Below are 16,048 nucleotides of genomic sequence, written 5' to 3'. Positions count from 1 at the left end.
CAGCTACGCGCTGCACACCGCTCCTTGCCAGCGAACACGCCCGGGCAATCACGGCGGGCCAAACCCACGTCATGGCGCTCTAGCCGACAGCTCCCGGCAGGGTCAGCATAAAGCGCGCTCCCTGCCCCGGCGCCGAATCCACTGTCAGATCGCCCCCCATAGCGCGCGCCAGGCGGCGGGCGATGTAGAGACCCAGACCGCTCCCGCCCGGCTCGCTCGGATCGACGCGCTCGAATTTGTCGAAGATGCGCTCCTGATCCTCCGGGGCAATACCCTTGCCCTGGTCGGCGACGATGATCACCGCTGTGCCGCGATCGCGATGGGTGCGGATCCAGACCATGCCGCCATCGGGCGAATAGCGCACCGCATTGCCGATCAGATTGACCAGGATCTGCAACACGCGTTTGAACTCGCCAGTCGCGGGCGCGCGGTCAATGTCTTGCGGCGCGTCGATCTTGACGCCGCGTTCCGCCGCGCGGACGCCGAGCAGACCGGCAGCGCGTCGCCCGATATCGGCGAGGTCGATCGGTTCCGCCGCAGGAGCGAAGTCGGGCCGCTCGACCGCCTGAAGGTCGACCAGATCGTCGACCAATCCGAGCAGATGCCGTCCGGCGCTGGCGATGTCCGAGGCGTAATCGGCATAATCGCGTCGGATCGGCCCTTCCGTCTGGGCATGGATGCTGTCGGCGTTGGCGATGATGCGCCCTAGCGGCGTGCGCAAAGCGCGATCGAGTCGAGCGCTGAATGCATCGAGCGGGTCGGTGGAACGGTCATCCCCCGGCTGCGGCTCACGCGTTCCGGCCCTGACCGCACCCACATAGCCCGCGAACAGGCCCTCCGCATTGAGCGTGGGGTTGGCCGACAAGGTCACGGCTTGCCCCGTCGCGCGCACGGTCGCCGCCTGCCGCTCGAACGGCTGGTGCACGGTCAATACGCCGAGCATCGGCATCGCGCCTTCGGCATCCATCTCCAGCGCGAACAGGGATGCGAGCGGCTTGGCGAGCGCGGTCTCGGGCGTCACCCCGAAGCGCGCAGCCTCCGCGGCGACCGCCGTCAACCGCAAGGTCGCATCGGTTTCCCACCACCAATCGGCGTCCTGCAGCAACAGATCGCGGTCGCGCCGCGCCGGATCCACCGGCGGTGTCCAGGGCGCGCGCAGCTTCCAGCCACCCAGTTCCAGGCGCACGCCCTCCTCGACCGGATCGGCGCGAACCCACAATTCCAGCTCATCGGGTCCGTCCGCCACCTGCACGTGGCGCGCAACCGTGATCCCAAGCCGCTGGGCCAGCCGCGCGAGCACGGCGACCTGCGGCACGGCAAAGGGCTCGCCAAGCGCTCCGCCGGCGCGCGTGTTGAGGTCGTCGAGCCGCGGCCCGGCATCGACCAGGCGGCCGTCGCGATCGACGAAGCCGTGAACCGGCGGCAGGCCCGCGTCGACCACGCTCATCGACGCTTTTCCAGCTCTGCCATGGCCGCGCGAAAATCGGGATGCAGCCGGAGCGGCGCAAGCGCTCCGCGCGCCTCGTCGGGCGTGACCGCGGCAATCGCTTCCAATTGGTCGGCAAAGGCTTCGACATCGTGCCGCGGGTCGGCTTCGCACAGGCTGAGACCGATCCGGGCGACCGTCGCCCGGTCTAGCCCGGCACCACGCAGCGCCAGCCACAATTGATCGCCGCCATCCAGGACGATCTGACGCATCGTCGCATAATCGATGCCCAAGGCATGCCCGAGCAACGCGATCACCAGCGCAACGCGCCGGTCCCCCAGCGCGTGCCGTAGCACCGTCGCCAGTTCGGCAGGTTGCGGATCGATCGTGGCGGCGAGCCGCATCGCCGCGCTTTCCAGGCGGTCGCTCTCGTCATGATCGGCGAGCGCGCGCAGTGCAGCCTCAACGATCGCGCGATCCGCCGAGCTGGGACCCAATTGTTCGCGGATCGCCGCGGCTACCCACCAGACCAATCTGTGCTGTAGTTCAGCCGGTAGTTCGGTCCGCTCCAGCCGGTTGCTATCGGTCAGCCCCCGGCGTCGACTTTCGGCGGCCATCATGGCCAAAGCCGCATCCGCGACCCAGGCGTCGGCGCTTCCGGCCAACCGCGCGAGCAAGCTGGCCGAGCCGATCTCATCAGGCGGCAAGGCAGGCAACAAATCGACCAGCAGATCCTGCCGGGTACGCGCGATCAATTCGCGCATCAGATCGAAATCACGCAGCAACCCGCTGCCGACCAGGCGGTCGAGCACAGGCGCTCCGTTTCGGATCCGCTCGATCGCAGCGGGATCCGTGCCGGAGACATGCGTGACGGCCCGCCGGCGGAGATCGTGTTCGACCACCGCGACCATCGCGGTTAGCGTCGCCGCGAGCGCCGCCCGCGTACGGTCGTCGAGCCGCGAATCGTCGGGGACAAAGAAGTCGTCGATCGCCTCTGCCAGACGGCGATCGGCATGGCGCGCCGCTGCCGCCGCGCGCGCGAGCAGCGTGCTGGCGCTCGCACGGGCGCCATCGTCCCAATCGCCTTGGTCGATCGACATGGTTCGGTTGTACGATGGTGTCGTTAAAGCGAGGTTAGCCAGAATTCACCGATTTCAGGAGTCTTTGTCAGCTTCGCTGAATCGGTGCCGCCCTCCGCAAACCGTTCCAGCTTGGCTGAAACCGAACTAACCGCCGATACGCGAACGCAAAGCTTCCACCGCGAAGGCGAGCGTGACGCCGGCATAGCTCGCGGCCGCCGCCAATCCCCACACCGGATATCCGATCAATAAAGCCGGCAGTAGGATCAGCGGATAGGCGGCCGGGACTGCCCACCACCAGGGTCGCGTGACCACTCCTGCCGCACGCTCCGCCAGAGCTGCGGCGAGAACCGTCGTCAGCGCCAGCAAGGGCGGCGTCGCGCTCGCGGCAAGAAATCCCACGCGCTGACCCAATAACAAGGTCGCCAACGCGACCGCCGCCGGCGTACTCCAGCGCAATATCCTGCCGAGCCCCCGCTCGTCGCGCAGCCAAGCCAGCACATCGGCGAGCGCGAGAAATGCTAGCGCCAGCACGATCGCCGCCATGCCTGAGGCCATCCATCCGATCGCGATCGCGGCAAGACCGCCCAAGCCCAACAGGCCACCCGCTCCCGCCAGCGCAACCGGCGGCACGCCCCGCTGAACCAGCGGCGGCAGCGCCAGCTTGGCGAGTGGCGCAACGAGGAAGCGGTCGACCCAGTTCGTCCGGGTGCCGAGCGCCGCCACCAGCGCCGCGCGACCTTTTGCCGCCAGTGCGCGCGAATCGCGCTGGACGCCATGGCCCTCGCGCACCGCGGTTTCCGGCAGCGGCAGTTGCTCTGCACCGCGTTGCGCGATCACTCTCAACAGCGAGGATGCGAAATCGTAATCCGCCGGCAGCTTCACGACATCGGCGATGCGCTGGGGATCGATCGTGGCGATTCCCGCCCACACCGCGCCGGGGCCGATCCGCTCGAGCTCGTCGCCAGTCGCGGCCACCAACAATGTGTCACGGTCGCGATCGCGCATCGCTTCGATCATGACGCTGGTCGTCATCAGCCCGTCCGCCAGCCACATCACACGCGCGAGCGGATGCAGTTTGGCGAGCACTTCCGCGGGACCGCGCACCGCGTCGACCGCGATGCCGCGTCGACCCATGCGATTGATCGCGCCGAGCAATTCGGGCGTCAGGCGCGAAACGACGACGACGATCTGTGATGCCCCCGCGGCGATCAACAGCCGCGCCTGGAACTCGATCAGGGTAACGCCCCCGACCGGCAGCGTCGCCGCCAACATATCGTGGCGATCGGACGCATCGGCTGTGGCGAACAGGAGCCCGGCAAGCATCCGCGGCTGTTAAGCCCCGCACTCGGCTATCGCAAGGATCGTGATTGCCCCGCCAATTCCCCGGCGGGGTATATCGCTAGAGCCGGGCCACCGCGCGTCGCAAGGTCCGCACGGCATCGGCATTGCCAGGCGTGCTCGCCGCTTCGGACGCCAGGCTCATCAGGCGCACCGCGCCGAAACTCGCCGCCAGCCCCTTGAGGCGGGCCGTCGCGAGGCGCCAGGCGTCGTCGCTTTCGGCCGCCTGAATCGCGTCGATGGCCTTTTCCGCGCTGTCGACAAAAGCCGCACGCAGTTCTGCGATCAGCCCCGGTTCGTCACCGACTGCCGCAGCGAGGGTCGCATCTATTGCACCGGGATCATAGGCCATGACCGGGAAACTAGCCCCAAGGGCTTTAACGGAAGGTTGCGCAATCGCTTTGAAATGGTCGGTTTTATGATAAACAAAGCGTCATGAACGGGGGGTCCAAGATCATCGACTTGCACGTCAGCGACGTTGAATACGCCGTGGCGGACGAGCCGTTGCAGCTGACCGAGCCTTACGAAGGCGAGGTTTTCGAGCAACCTGAGGAGCGATCGGGCGCGACGAAGTGGCGTATTTTCGCCGCTGTCGCGGTCTTGGCCGCTTTGTCGTGGATCGGCTTCTTCGCTTGGTATTCCTGGCCCGCCATGCAGGCCGCGCCCACGCCGACCGTGTTGGCCGAACTGGCTACCGGACTGACCGCGCCGTTGGCGCTGATCGCCGTCCTCTGGTTGGTCGCGCGACGGTCGAGCCGGATCGAGGCGCGCCGCTTTAACGACACAGCGCGATCGATGCGCGCCGAGGCAGAGCATCTCCAGGCCGTTATCGACGTCATGGCGCAGACGATCGACAGCAATCGCGAGAAGCTGGCCGACCAGGTCACGGTGATGATGGCGACAGCCAGCGCGGCCTCGGACCGTTTGAGCGAGGCATCGTCGGTGCTCGACAGCCACTTTTCCAAGGCCGAGACCGACGCCGCCCGGATCGACAAGGCAGCCGCCAATCTGGAGGCCAATCTCCAGATCCTGGTGGCCACGCTCCCCCACGCGCACGACCAAACGATCACGCTCGCCAATCAGGTCGAGACGGTCGGTCTGACCGCAAGCGAACGCGCCGCAGCGCTCGATGCCCAGGTCGTTGCGCTGGGCGAACGCGCGCGCGACGTCGACAGTCGTACCAGCGGCGCCGCGGAACGCTTGTCAGCACATATCGCCCGGATGGAGGCGACCAGCGAAACGGCGGGCACCCGGCTCGAGCAAGTCACAAGCGCGATGTCCGACGCGGTCGATGGCCTGCTCGATCGCACCGCGAGCGCGGTCGACGAAGCGCGCAAGGGTATCGCCGCGCAGGGCGACGCCATGCTCGCCATGCTGTCCACCAACCAGGCCGCTCTCGACCGCACCGCGACCGACAGCACCGCCGCGCTGGCCGATCGCATTGCGGGCATCGAGGCGGTGGCAAATCACGTTGCCGCGACGCTCGCTGCCGGGCAGGAGCAGGTTGACGCGCTGGCTCGCTCTATAGAGGACACGAGCGGCGCAGCGCATCGCTTCGCCGGAGAAGCGGCGCCGCAATTGCTCGAGACGCTGATGCGCATCCGCGACACCGCCAATGCCGCGGCCGAACATGCGCGCGAGGCGATGGCGCGGATCGCCCCGGACGCCGCCGATGCGCTGGAAGCCGCAGCATCGCAGGCGGTCGAGCGCAGCCTGGCGACGATCGCGCAGGCCACCGAAACCGCGGCGGCTTCGTCGGCGGAAGCGTCCGACAAGCTCAATCGGCAGATGCTGGCGATCGCGGAAGCATCGGGCCAGATCGAAGCGCGGCTGGCCGATACCGAGGAAGCGAACGGCTTTGCCCGGCGCGTGTCGCTGTTGATCGAATCGCTCAATTCGGCGGCGATCGACCTCACCCGCATCTATTCGTCCGAAGTGCCCGATTCGTCCTGGATGGCCTATCTGAAGGGCAATCGCGGCGCATTCGCGCGGCGAGCGGTTAAATTGCTCGACGCCGGTGAGATGCGCGCGGTGCTCCAGGCTTATGACAGCGACGACACCGTCCGCGAACAGATCAATCGCTACATCCACGACTTCGAGGCGATGCTGCGCGGCATCCTGGCGCAACGCGACGGCGCGGCGATCGGCGTGACCCTGCTGTCGTCCGACATGGGCAAACTCTATGTCGCGCTGGCGCAAGCGATCGAGCGGTTACGGACTTAACACGTTTGTCTGTCATGCCGGGCTCGTCCCGGCATCTACCGTCCCGCACACCCATCGGCCGTAGGTAACGCGGCACGGACGACCCCGGCACAAGGCCGGGGTGGCGATTCACTTTGGAGCTTCTACTCTGGGTCGTTTCAACCCGCGCTATTCGCCGGGTTGACGAAGTCGAGCATGTCCGGCGTCACCCAGCCATAGATATAATTCAGCACGAACGCGGCCCACACGATCGTCGCGACGATCGTCACGCGGAGCGCCAGGCGTTTGATGTTGAATTCGTGCGGCGCGCTTTCGGCCTGGCCGGGGATCAACTCCCCTCCCACCTCATGCGTGGTACGCACGCCGAACGGGAGGACGAGGAAAACGGAAAAGGCCCAGCACAAGAAATAGATAGCCAGTAACGACGTCCAGCGCATTTCAGATCCTTAGGCTTCGATCACCAACACGTCGACCACCGGCTTCTTGCCGGTCCAACGCGTCGCCACGCGGCGTACGCCGAGCCTGACGCTCTCGCGCAAGCTATCCAGATTCCCCCGATTTCCTCTGACCGCGTCGGCAGCGGCATCGATTGCCTCGTCGAGAAAAGCCTCGCGATCCTCTTCGACCGGAACGCCCTGCAATTTGACCTGCGGAACGCCGACGAGCCGGTTATTGCCGTCGACCGCGACGGCCACCGACATCTGGCCATAGGTCGCAACCCGGCGGCGCTCGTTCATCGTCGCGCCGTCCGCGGGCAGGATGACGTCGCCGTCAAGCATCAGCCGCCCGACCGGCGCATGACCCAGCTTTTCGGGCTTGCCGGGCGCCAAGCGGACGATATCGCCGTCATTCTGGACCAGCGCCTGGGGAATGCCCTTGGACAGGCCGAACCGCGCCTGTTCCATCATGTGACGCATCTCGCCATGGACCGGTACGAGGAGTTGCGGCCGGATCCAGCCGTACATCGCCTCGAGCTCGGGGCGGCCGGGATGGCCCGAAACATGGACATGCTCTTGGCGCTCGGTGACCATTTCGACGCCGGCGGCGGCGAGCTGGTTCTGGATGCGCCCGATCGCGAGCTCGTTGCCCGGAATCTGCTTGGACGAGAAGACGACGGTGTCGCCCGCCACCAGCTTGATCGGGTGGGTGCCGTCGGCGATTCGTCCGAGCGCCGCGCGCGGTTCGCCCTGCCCGCCCGTCGCGACGACGAGAACATCGCGACCCGGTAGTCCCATCGCCGCCTCGGGGGAGATCGGCTCGGGGAAGCTCTTGAGGTAGCCGTTGGCGCGCGCCACCGTCAGGATGCGATCCAGCGAGCGGCCGGTGACGCAGATCTTGCGCTTGCTCGCCTTGGCCACTTCACCCAGCGTCTGGAGACGCGCGGCGTTGGATGCGAAAGTGGTGACGACCACCCTGCCCTTCGCTTTCTTCACCGCATCGATCAGCCCATCCCGCACGCTTGCTTCGGAACCCGACGCCTGCGGATTGAAGACATTGGTCGAATCGCAGACGAGCGCGAATACACCCTCATCGCCAACCGCTTCGAGCTGTTCCGGAGTCGACGGCGTGCCGAGCACCGCATCGCTGCTGTCTAGCTTCCAGTCGCCGGTGTGGAACACCTTACCGTAGGGCGTCTCGATCAGCAGCGCGCTCGCCTCGGGGATCGAATGCGCGAGCGGCACGAATCGGAACTTGAACGGCCCGAGGTCGATCACCGTGTTCGGCTCGACCACGTTCAGCGCGACGCGGTCCTGAACGCCTTCTTCCTCGAGTTTGCCGCGGATCAGCCCCGCGGTGAACTTGCTGGCGAAGAGCGGCGCGCCGAGATCGTCGGCGAGATAGGGCAAGGCGCCGATATGATCTTCATGCCCATGCGTGAGCACGATGCCGACCAGGTTTTCGCGCTGTTCCTCGATGAACTGGAGGTCAGGCAGGATGATCTCGACACCAGGATAAGCGGGGTCGGCGAAGGTCACGCCCATGTCGACCATCAGCCATTTGCCCTGACAGCCGTAAAGGTTGACGTTCATGCCGATCTCGCCCGACCCGCCGAGCGCGACGAACAGCAGTTCCTTGCCTGGTATCACTTAGACTTTGAATCCTTCTGTCGGGACGAACCGTCGGCTGCGTCCCCTAAAACCCTAATTCGTCATGCCGGGCTTGTCCCGGCATCCGCCGCGCCACAGGGCATGGCTTCGATTGTTGCGCGGCGGACCCCGGCACAAGGCCGAGGCGACGACGTAATTGGGACGGCGTCAACAGCGCGGACAACCATCTCTTCGGCTACGCCCTCTGCGCCCGTTCCCACAGCATGGCCAGCCCCTGGATCGTCAGATCGGGCTCAATTGCGTCGAACACGTCGGTATGCTGCTCGAACAGCACCGCGAGTCCGCCGGTCGCGATCACCTTGGCCGGGCGGCCGATCTCCGCCCGCATGCGAGCGACCAGCCCCTCGATCATCGCGATATAGCCCCAATAGATGCCAATGTTCATCTGGCTGACGGTATCGCGTCCAATCACGGTCGGATCGGCCGGCGCCTCGATCGCGATCCGCGGAAGCTTGGCCGCCGCGCTGACCAGCGCATCGAGTGACAAATTGATCCCCGGCGCGATGATACCGCCCTTATAGGCGCCGCGAAAATCGATCCAGTCGATCGTGCTGGCGGTGCCGAAATCGATCACGATCAGATCGCCTTCGTGCAGCGCATGCGCCGCAATGGCGTTGACCGCGCGGTCGGCGCCCAGGCTCTGCGGTTCCTGAACGTCGATCGCCATATCCCACTCGACAGGCTTCTGCCCGGCGATCAGCGCATCGGTCTTGAAATATTTCTCCGCCAGCCACTGCAGATTGTGCGTCGCCCGCGGCACCACGGTCGAGATGATCACGCCATCGACCTGACTGCGATCATAGCCTTCGAGGCTCAGCAACTGGCTCAGCCACACCGCATATTCGTCAGCCGTGCGGCGCGGATCGGTGGCAATGCGCCAGCGGCCCTTGACCTCGCGGCCATCGAGCAGAGCGAAAACGACATTGGTGTTACCGGCGTCGATCGCGAGCAGCATGGATTTGCCTCATCAGAGCATCGTGCGGAAGATGAGAACCGGTTTTCCGCGAACAACGATGCGACTAAAAAACTAGAGCAGGAACACGTCGCCCGCGTGAATGACACGCCGGGTGCCGTCCGCCAAGCGAAGGATGAGCGCGCCGTCCGGATCGAGCCCGTCGAACAACCCGTCCACCGTGGATCCGTCCGGCAGCCGAACGTTGAGCGGCGTGCCGGCCGGATGCGCGTTGGCGACCCAGCGGCGGCGAATGACGTCGACTCCCTGTCCGCGCCAGCAATCGACCCAGCGCGCAAACGCCTCGACCAGCGTCTCCACGAAATCCTCAGGCGCGATCGCGACGTTATAGGCCGCCAGGCTGATAGCGCGGCGATCCGTATCGGTCGGATAATGCGCCAGATTGACTCCGATCCCGATGACCACGGCGTCGCCTGCGCGCTCCAGCAGAATGCCGGACAGTTTGGCACCGTCGATCAACACATCGTTGGGCCATTTGAGCAGCGCCATGCCGGGAACATAGGCCGATACGGTCTCCTCGAGCGCCACCGCCGCGACCAGGGCGAGCGTCGCTGCCGGCGGGTCGCTTGGACGGATGCGGACCAGCGTGCTCGCGTAGAGATTGCCTGTCGGCGAGGACCAGGAACGCCCCAGCCGCCCGCGGCCAATCGTCTGGCGCTCGGCGCGCAACCACACGCCCTCTTCCAGGCCAGACGCGGCAAGCGCGATCATATCGACGTTGGTCGAGCCGGTCTCCGCAACCGTGCGGATGCGACTGCTGCCGTCGCTGGTCAGAACAGCGCCTTCGCCGCCGCCATCGTCGCGACGCCCAGCGGCTTCAGCGCGAACCAGCCGACCGGCGAGATGAACAGCGCCAGCACGGTGATCAGCACATATTCGACCATCGCGTTGCTGCGCTGGAAGGCCGGTGCCGGGCTGTCGAAATACATCACCTTGACGATCCGCAGATAATAATAGGCGCCGATCACCGAGGCGACGAAGCCGACTACCGCCAGCGGGAACAGGCCGGCGTTTACCGCTGCCTGGAATACCGCCAGCTTGGCGAAGAAGCCGAGCAGCGGCGGAATGCCGGCCAGCGAGAACATGAATACCGCCATCGCCGCAGCGAGCCCCGGCCGTGTTTCGGACATGCCCGACAGGCTGTCGATCGTTTCGACCGGATTGCCCTCCGCGTCGCGCATCTGGAGCACGATCAGGAAGCCACCCAAGGTCATCGCGACATAGATCGTCAGATAGACCAGCACCGACGACACGCCTTCCTGCGTCCCGGCGGCCAGGCCGACGAGCAGGAAGCCGACATTGTTGATCGACGAATAAGCGAGCAGCCGCTTGACGTTCTTCTGGCCGATCGCCGCCACCGCGCCGAAGATGATCGAGGCAAGGCTGGCGAAGATCACGATCTGGCGCCATTCGCCGATCGCCGGCCCCATCGCCTCGATCGCGACGCGTACGCCGAGCGCCACCGCGGCGACCTTGGGCGCCGAAGCGAAGAAGGTCGTCACCGGCGTCGGCGCGCCTTCATAAACGTCGGGCGTCCACATGTGGAACGGCACCGCCGACATCTTGAACGCCAGGCCGGCGAAAACGAACACCAGGCCGAACGTCAGCCCGACCGACTTGCCCGCGCCATAAGCGACCGCGATATCGGTGAACAGCGTCGTGCCCGAAAAACCGTAAACCAGGCTGATGCCGTAGAGCAGGATGCCCGAGGCGAGCGCGCCCAGCACGAAATATTTGAGGCCGGCTTCGGCCGACCGCTGGTCGCGGCGCATGAAGCTGGCGAGGACATAGGCGGCGAGGCTCTGTAGTTCGAGGCCGACATAGAGCGTCAGCAAGTCGCCCGCCGACACCATCATCCCCATGCCCGCCGCCGACAGCAGGATCAGCACCGGATATTCCGGATGCAGGCTGTCGCCGTCACCGCGCGCGAAGAAACGCGGCGCGATCACGATCGAAACGGCGGCGGCGACGTAAATCAGCACCTTGGAAAATGCTGCAAAGGCGTCCGCGCGATACAGGCCGTCGAACACGACTCCGGCGTAAGAGGCCGGCCCAGCCAGCGCGACGCCCGCTCCGATCAGCACCGCGACCGAAGTCCAGCTGACGGCGCGTGTCGAGGCCTGACCGCCCCAGGCGGAAACCAGCATCAGCGCCAGCGCGCCGACCGACAGGACCAACTCGGGAAGCGTCGCCTGAAGCGAAGCGATCCAGTTCATTACGCGTGGCCCTCCCCGGCCTTGACCTGAGGATTTTTGGGCGGAGTCGGCCGGGCATCGCCCGCCGGCTTGGCGCGATCGATCCGCTGGAGCAGGACCTTAACGTCGCCGCGCATCGGCGCGAGGAAGCTCTCGGGGTAGACACCCATCCACAACACTGCGGCGGCGAGCGGCGCCAACAGCGCGATCTCGCGCCCCGACAAATCGGTCATCGCCCTCACGTCGTCGAACTTGAGCTCGCCGAACACGACCCGGCGATAAAGGTACAGCATGTACGCCGCGCCCAAGATGATGCCGGTCGTGCAGAGCAGCGTGATCGTCGTCGACACCTTGTAGATGCCGGCCAGGCTCAGGAATTCGCCGACGAAGTTGCTGGTGCCGGGCAGGCCGACCGAGGCCATGGTGAACAGCATGAAGAAGATGGCGTAGCGCGGCATGTTGATCGCCAGACCGCCGTACCGCGAAATCTCACGCGTATGCAGGCGATCGTAAATGATGCCGACACACAGGAATAGCGCGCCCGAGACCAGGCCGTGGCCCAGCATCACCATCATCCCGCCTTCTATACCCTGCTGGTTGAAGGCGAACAGGCCGATGGTGACGATCGCCATGTGCGCGACCGACGAATAAGCGATCAGCTTCTTCATGTCGGACTGCACCAAAGCGACCAGCGAGGTGTAGATCACCGCCACTGCCGACAGGCCGAATACCAGCCAGACCAGGCTCGACGAGGCTTCGGGGAACATCGGCACCGAGAAGCGCAGGAAGCCGTAGCCGCCGAGCTTCAGCAGTACGCCGGCCAGGATCACCGACCCAGCAGTCGGCGCCTGGACGTGCGCGTCGGGAAGCCAGGTGTGGACCGGCCACATCGGCATCTTCACCGCGAACGAGGCGAAGAACGCCAGCCACAGCCAGGTCTGGGCATGGACCGGGAAGTCGTGGTTGAGCAGCAGCGGAATGCTCGTGGTATGCGCCTCGTTCACCATCCACAGCATCGCCACCAGCATCAGCAGCGAGCCGAGCAGCGTGTAGAGGAAGAATTTGTACGAGGCGTAGATGCGATTGGCGCCACCCCAGATGCCGATGATCAGGAACATCGGGATCAGGCCACCTTCGAAGAAGATGTAGAACAGGAACAGGTCCTGCGCCGCGAAGGTGCCGATCATCAGCACTTCGGTCAGCAGGAAGGCCGCCATATATTCCGGCACCCGCTTCTGGATCGATTCCCAGCTGGCGCCGATGCAGATCGGCATCAGGAAGACCGACAGCTCGATCAGCAGCAAGGCGAAGCCGTCTATGCCGAGCGCCCAGTTGAAGGTGCCGAACAGCGGCACGTTCTCGACGAACTGCCATTGCGGGCCGCCGATCTGGAACTGGCTCCACAACACCCCGCCCAGCACGAGGTCGAGCAACGTGGCGATCAACGCCAGCCAGCGTGCGCCATTCGCGCTCAGGAACAGGCACGCCACCGCCGCGATGGCGGGAATGGCGAGCATCAGGGAGAGAATGCCGCTCATTGCGCGATCGCCCAGGTAACGGCGGCGGTCAGGCCGATCAGCATGACGAAGGCATAAGTGTAGACATATCCGGTTTGCAGGCGGCCGGTGACGCGGCTGCCCAACGACACCACCCAGGCCGAGCCGTTGGGCCCGAAGCGGTCGATCAGGCCCTCGTCACCAGCCTTCCAGAACAGGCGGCCGAGCGCGAAGGCGGGGCGGACGAACAGCAGGTTATAGAGTTCGTCGAAATACCATTTGTTGTAGACGAAGTCGTACAACAGCCGGAAGGTACTCGTGAACCGCGCCGGGATATCGGTGCGCCAGATATAGGCCATCCAGGCGCCGATCAGGCCTAGAAGCATCACGAACGACGCCGACAGCTTCACCCAGAGCGGTACCTGGTGCGCCGAATGGTAGAGATGCTCGTTGAACGCGATCGCACCGCGCCAGAAGCGCTCGCCCGAGTCCGGCTCGATGAACCAGCCATGGAAGACGAAGCCGGCCGCGAGTGCGCCGGTCGCCAGCAGGATCAGCGGGATCAGCATCGACAACGGGCTTTCGTGCGGATGATAGCCGCCGGTACCGTCGCCATGCGCATGGTCGTCATGGTGGTCGTGCGCATGGGCTCCATGAGCGTGATCATCGTGACCATGGTCATGGACCGCGTGCTGGATATGCTCCGACCGGATCCAGCGCGGCTTGCCCCAGAAGGTCAGGAACATCAGCCGCCACGAATAGAAGCTGGTCAGCAACGCGGCGAGCACGCCGACATAAAAAGCGCCGATGCCGCGGCCCGAGGCATAAGCGAGCTCGAGGATGCCGTCCTTCGAGTGGAAGCCAGCGAACCCGATCTGCGGCAGCCCGAAGATGCCCGGAATGCCGACGCCGGTGATCGCCAGCGTGCCGATCATCATCACCCAGAAGGTGACCGGGATCTTCTTCCGAAGGCCGCCATAGAAGCGCATGTCCTGCTCATGGTGCATCGCATGGATCACCGAGCCGGCGCCGAGGAACAGCAACGCCTTGAAGAAAGCGTGCGTGAACAGGTGGAACATCGCCGCGCCGTACGCGCCGCTGCCGGCCGCGAAGAACATGTAGCCGAGCTGCGAACAGGTCGAATAGGCGATCACGCGCTTGATGTCGTGCTGGCAGGTGCCGATCGTCGCGGCGAATATGCAGGTCGCGGCGCCGATGAAAACGACGAAGTCGAGCGCGACTTCGCTGGTCTCGAACATCGGCGACAAGCGGCAGACCATGAACACGCCGGCGGTGACCATCGTCGCGGCGTGGATCAACGCCGAGACCGGGGTCGGACCCTCCATCGCGTCGGGCAACCAGGTGTGGAGGCCGAGCTGCGCCGATTTGCCCATCGCGCCGACGAACAGGCACAGGCACAGCACCGTCATCGTGTCGAAGCGATAGCCGAGAAAGCCGATCGTCGAGCCCGCCATGTGCGGCGCTTGTGCCAGGATTTCCGGGATCGACACGGTGCCGAACACCAGGAACGTGCCGAAGATACCAAGCATGAAGCCCAGGTCGCCGACGCGGTTGACGACGAACGCCTTGATCGCCGCGGCGTTGGCGCTCGGCTTCTTGAACCAGAAGCCGATCAGCAGATAGCTGGCGAGGCCGACGCCTTCCCAGCCAAAGAACATCTGGACCAGGTTGTTGGCGGTCACCAGCATCAGCATCGCGAAGGTGAACAGCGACAGATAGGCGAAGAAGCGCGGCTGGTCCGGATCCTCGTCCATATACCCCCAGGAATAGAGGTGGACGAGCGCCGAGACGCTGGTGATCACCACCAGCATCACCGCGGTCAGCGCGTCGACGCGCAGTGCCCAGGAGACGTCGAGATCGCCCGACTTCATCCAGGTGAACACCTGGGTCACCGGATAGGGATCGCCGCCGGTCAGATAATGGATGAAGATCGGCCAGCTGAGCAGGCACGAAGCAAACAATGCGCCGGTGGTCAGCACCTTGGCCGGCACGTTGCCGATCGCGCGATTGCCGAGGCCGGCAATGATGGCAGCCAGCAGCGGCAGGAAAACGATGAGCTGGATCATGACGCGATACCCGTCACCCCAGCGAAAGCTGGGGTCTCAAGCGGCGCGCGCATGCCAGACAACGGGGAGATGCCAGCTTTCGCTGGCATGACGATATTATTCACCATCACCCCTTCATCCGGTTGGCATCGTCGACCGCGATGGTCCCGCGCCCGCGGAAATAGATCACCAGAATGGCGAGCCCGATCGCCGCCTCGCCGGCGGCGACGGTCAGCACGAACATCGCGAACACCTGACCGACCAGATCGTGAAGATAGGCCGAGAAAGCGACGAAGTTGAGGTTCACCGCGAGCAGGATCAGCTCGATCGACATCAGCATGATGATCAGGTTCTTGCGGTTGGCGATCAGGCCGAGCACGCCCATCCCGAACAGGATGGCGGCGACCACGAGATAGTGGGTGAGCCCGATCATGCCGTCACGTCATCCCAGCGAAAGCTGGGATCTCCCTGTTGCTGAGCGTGCGCTTGCCGCACGAGACCCCAGCTTTCGCTGGGGTGACGATGGTGCATCGTCACAATTCCACCCCCTGGCCGACCGGCGGCTGCATGTTGCGCGTCGCGTCCTGGGGACGGCGTGCGACCTGGCGGCTGATCTTCTGACCCTTGACCCCGCCGCGCGTGCGATGGGTCAGGACGATCGCGCCGATCATCGCCACCAGCAGCACCAGCCCGGCGCCTTCGAACACGAACAGATAGTGCGAATAGAGCAGGTGCCCGATCGCTTCGATATTGGACAGCTTGTCCGGCGTCGGCGCGATCCGCTGGTCGAGCTTGAGCCCGCCCGCGCTCCACGCGCCGATCGCGATGAAGATCTCGCAGGCCAATGCCACCGCGAACACCACGCCGATCGCCGCATAGCGCACGAAGCCCGCGCGCAATTCCGCGAAATCGATGTCGAGCATCATCACGACGAACAGGAACAGCACCGCGACCGCGCCGACATAGACGATGACGAGCAGCATCGCGATGAACTCGGCGCCGCACAGCAACATCAGCCCCGCGGCGTTGAAGAACGCCAGGATCAGCCACAGCACCGAATGCACCGGATTGCGCGACGTGATCGTCATCAGACCCGACAGCAGCACGACGGCGGCGAACAGATAAAAGGCGATTGCCTGGATCATATGCGGACCTGCATGTC

The 16,048-nt window shown here is 65.2% G+C and carries 14 protein-coding genes; 1 reads left to right on the top strand and 13 read right to left on the bottom strand.

Annotated elements, in window-relative coordinates:
* Positions 1-79: 79 nt before the first annotated feature.
* From SPR01S_RS18880 to SPR01S_RS18865, 4 genes are all read right to left on the bottom strand, one after another.
* A complete protein-coding gene (locus SPR01S_RS18880; protein WP_066592543.1) occupies positions 80-1,447 on the bottom strand; it encodes a sensor histidine kinase in 1,368 nt (455 codons plus the stop codon).
* Entirely contained in the window at positions 1,444-2,526 is a 1,083-nt protein-coding gene (locus tag SPR01S_RS18875; protein ID WP_066592537.1) for a DUF2336 domain-containing protein, read from the bottom strand. The genes SPR01S_RS18880 and SPR01S_RS18875 overlap by 4 nt, the downstream gene beginning before the upstream one ends.
* 126 nt (positions 2,527-2,652) lie before the next feature.
* Positions 2,653-3,831 carry a hypothetical protein gene (locus tag SPR01S_RS18870; protein WP_066592536.1) on the bottom strand — a complete coding sequence of 393 codons (1,179 nt, stop codon included), beginning with the start codon at positions 3,829-3,831 and terminating at the stop codon, positions 2,653-2,655.
* A 76-nt stretch (positions 3,832-3,907) separates the two neighbouring features.
* Positions 3,908-4,198, bottom strand: a complete 291-nt coding sequence (locus SPR01S_RS18865; RefSeq protein ID WP_066592534.1) for a hypothetical protein — start codon at positions 4,196-4,198, stop codon at positions 3,908-3,910.
* Positions 4,199-4,281: 83 nt separating this feature from the next.
* Here SPR01S_RS18865 and SPR01S_RS18860 point away from each other — a divergent pair, with 83 nt between their 5' ends.
* Positions 4,282-6,069, top strand: a complete 1,788-nt coding sequence (locus SPR01S_RS18860) for a coiled-coil domain-containing protein (RefSeq protein ID WP_066592532.1) — start codon at positions 4,282-4,284, stop codon at positions 6,067-6,069.
* Between the two features lie 137 nt (positions 6,070-6,206).
* On the opposite strand, the gene SPR01S_RS18855 is transcribed toward SPR01S_RS18860, so the two are convergent.
* From SPR01S_RS18855 to SPR01S_RS18815, 9 genes are all read right to left on the bottom strand, one after another.
* A complete protein-coding gene (locus SPR01S_RS18855; protein WP_066592525.1) occupies positions 6,207-6,485 on the bottom strand; it encodes a DUF1467 family protein in 279 nt (92 codons plus the stop codon).
* A 9-nt stretch (positions 6,486-6,494) separates the two neighbouring features.
* Entirely contained in the window at positions 6,495-8,135 is a 1,641-nt protein-coding gene (locus tag SPR01S_RS18850) for a ribonuclease J (protein ID WP_066592523.1), read from the bottom strand.
* Positions 8,136-8,331: 196 nt separating this feature from the next.
* Positions 8,332-9,111, bottom strand: coding sequence for a type III pantothenate kinase (locus SPR01S_RS18845; protein WP_066592522.1), 780 nt, complete (start codon positions 9,109-9,111; stop codon positions 8,332-8,334).
* A 72-nt stretch (positions 9,112-9,183) separates the two neighbouring features.
* Entirely contained in the window at positions 9,184-9,879 is a 696-nt protein-coding gene (locus SPR01S_RS18840) for a biotin--[acetyl-CoA-carboxylase] ligase (RefSeq protein WP_157082349.1), read from the bottom strand.
* A 20-nt stretch (positions 9,880-9,899) separates the two neighbouring features.
* Positions 9,900-11,345, bottom strand: coding sequence for an NADH-quinone oxidoreductase subunit NuoN (nuoN, locus tag SPR01S_RS18835; protein WP_066592519.1), 1,446 nt, complete (start codon positions 11,343-11,345; stop codon positions 9,900-9,902).
* Positions 11,345-12,862 (bottom strand): NADH-quinone oxidoreductase subunit M, encoded by a 1,518-nt coding sequence (locus SPR01S_RS18830; protein WP_066592516.1) that lies wholly within the window; start codon positions 12,860-12,862, stop codon positions 11,345-11,347. Before SPR01S_RS18830 ends, nuoN begins: the two co-directional genes overlap by 1 nt.
* On the bottom strand, positions 12,859-14,907 hold the full coding sequence (gene nuoL / locus SPR01S_RS18825) for an NADH-quinone oxidoreductase subunit L (RefSeq protein WP_066592514.1): 2,049 nt from the start codon (positions 14,905-14,907) through the stop codon (positions 12,859-12,861). The genes SPR01S_RS18830 and nuoL overlap by 4 nt, the downstream gene beginning before the upstream one ends.
* Before the next feature lie 106 nt (positions 14,908-15,013).
* On the bottom strand, positions 15,014-15,319 hold the full coding sequence (gene nuoK, locus SPR01S_RS18820; protein ID WP_066592512.1) for an NADH-quinone oxidoreductase subunit NuoK: 306 nt from the start codon (positions 15,317-15,319) through the stop codon (positions 15,014-15,016).
* A 100-nt stretch (positions 15,320-15,419) separates the two neighbouring features.
* Complete coding sequence (locus SPR01S_RS18815; protein ID WP_066592545.1) at positions 15,420-16,031, bottom strand: NADH-quinone oxidoreductase subunit J; 612 nt, start codon at positions 16,029-16,031, stop codon at positions 15,420-15,422.
* Positions 16,032-16,048 lie beyond the last annotated feature (17 nt).

Source organism: Sphingomonas pruni NBRC 15498, assembly GCF_001598455.1.
Lineage (GTDB): Bacteria > Pseudomonadota > Alphaproteobacteria > Sphingomonadales > Sphingomonadaceae > Sphingomonas > Sphingomonas pruni.
Note: the sequence above shows the minus strand (reverse complement) of the source record. Positions and strands in the feature narration are given on the sequence as shown.

Excerpts from the sequence above, each read along its gene's own strand:
- SPR01S_RS18880 (WP_066592543.1), bottom strand. The coding sequence starts at position 1,447 with ATGAGCGTGGTCGACGCGGGCCTGCCGCCGGTTCACGGCTTCGTCGAT.
- SPR01S_RS18875 (WP_066592537.1), bottom strand. The coding sequence starts at position 2,526 with ATGTCGATCGACCAAGGCGATTGGGACGATGGCGCCCGTGCGAGCGCC.
- SPR01S_RS18870 (WP_066592536.1), bottom strand. The coding sequence starts at position 3,831 with ATGCTTGCCGGGCTCCTGTTCGCCACAGCCGATGCGTCCGATCGCCAC.
- SPR01S_RS18865 (WP_066592534.1), bottom strand. The coding sequence starts at position 4,198 with ATGGCCTATGATCCCGGTGCAATAGATGCGACCCTCGCTGCGGCAGTC.
- SPR01S_RS18860 (WP_066592532.1), top strand. The coding sequence starts at position 4,282 with ATGAACGGGGGGTCCAAGATCATCGACTTGCACGTCAGCGACGTTGAA.
- SPR01S_RS18855 (WP_066592525.1), bottom strand. The coding sequence starts at position 6,485 with ATGCGCTGGACGTCGTTACTGGCTATCTATTTCTTGTGCTGGGCCTTT.
- SPR01S_RS18845 (WP_066592522.1), bottom strand. The coding sequence starts at position 9,111 with ATGCTGCTCGCGATCGACGCCGGTAACACCAATGTCGTTTTCGCTCTG.
- nuoN (WP_066592519.1), bottom strand. The coding sequence starts at position 11,345 with ATGAACTGGATCGCTTCGCTTCAGGCGACGCTTCCCGAGTTGGTCCTG.
- SPR01S_RS18830 (WP_066592516.1), bottom strand. The coding sequence starts at position 12,862 with ATGAGCGGCATTCTCTCCCTGATGCTCGCCATTCCCGCCATCGCGGCG.
- nuoL (WP_066592514.1), bottom strand. The coding sequence starts at position 14,907 with ATGATCCAGCTCATCGTTTTCCTGCCGCTGCTGGCTGCCATCATTGCC.
- nuoK (WP_066592512.1), bottom strand. The coding sequence starts at position 15,319 with ATGATCGGGCTCACCCACTATCTCGTGGTCGCCGCCATCCTGTTCGGG.
- SPR01S_RS18815 (WP_066592545.1), bottom strand. The coding sequence starts at position 16,031 with ATGATCCAGGCAATCGCCTTTTATCTGTTCGCCGCCGTCGTGCTGCTG.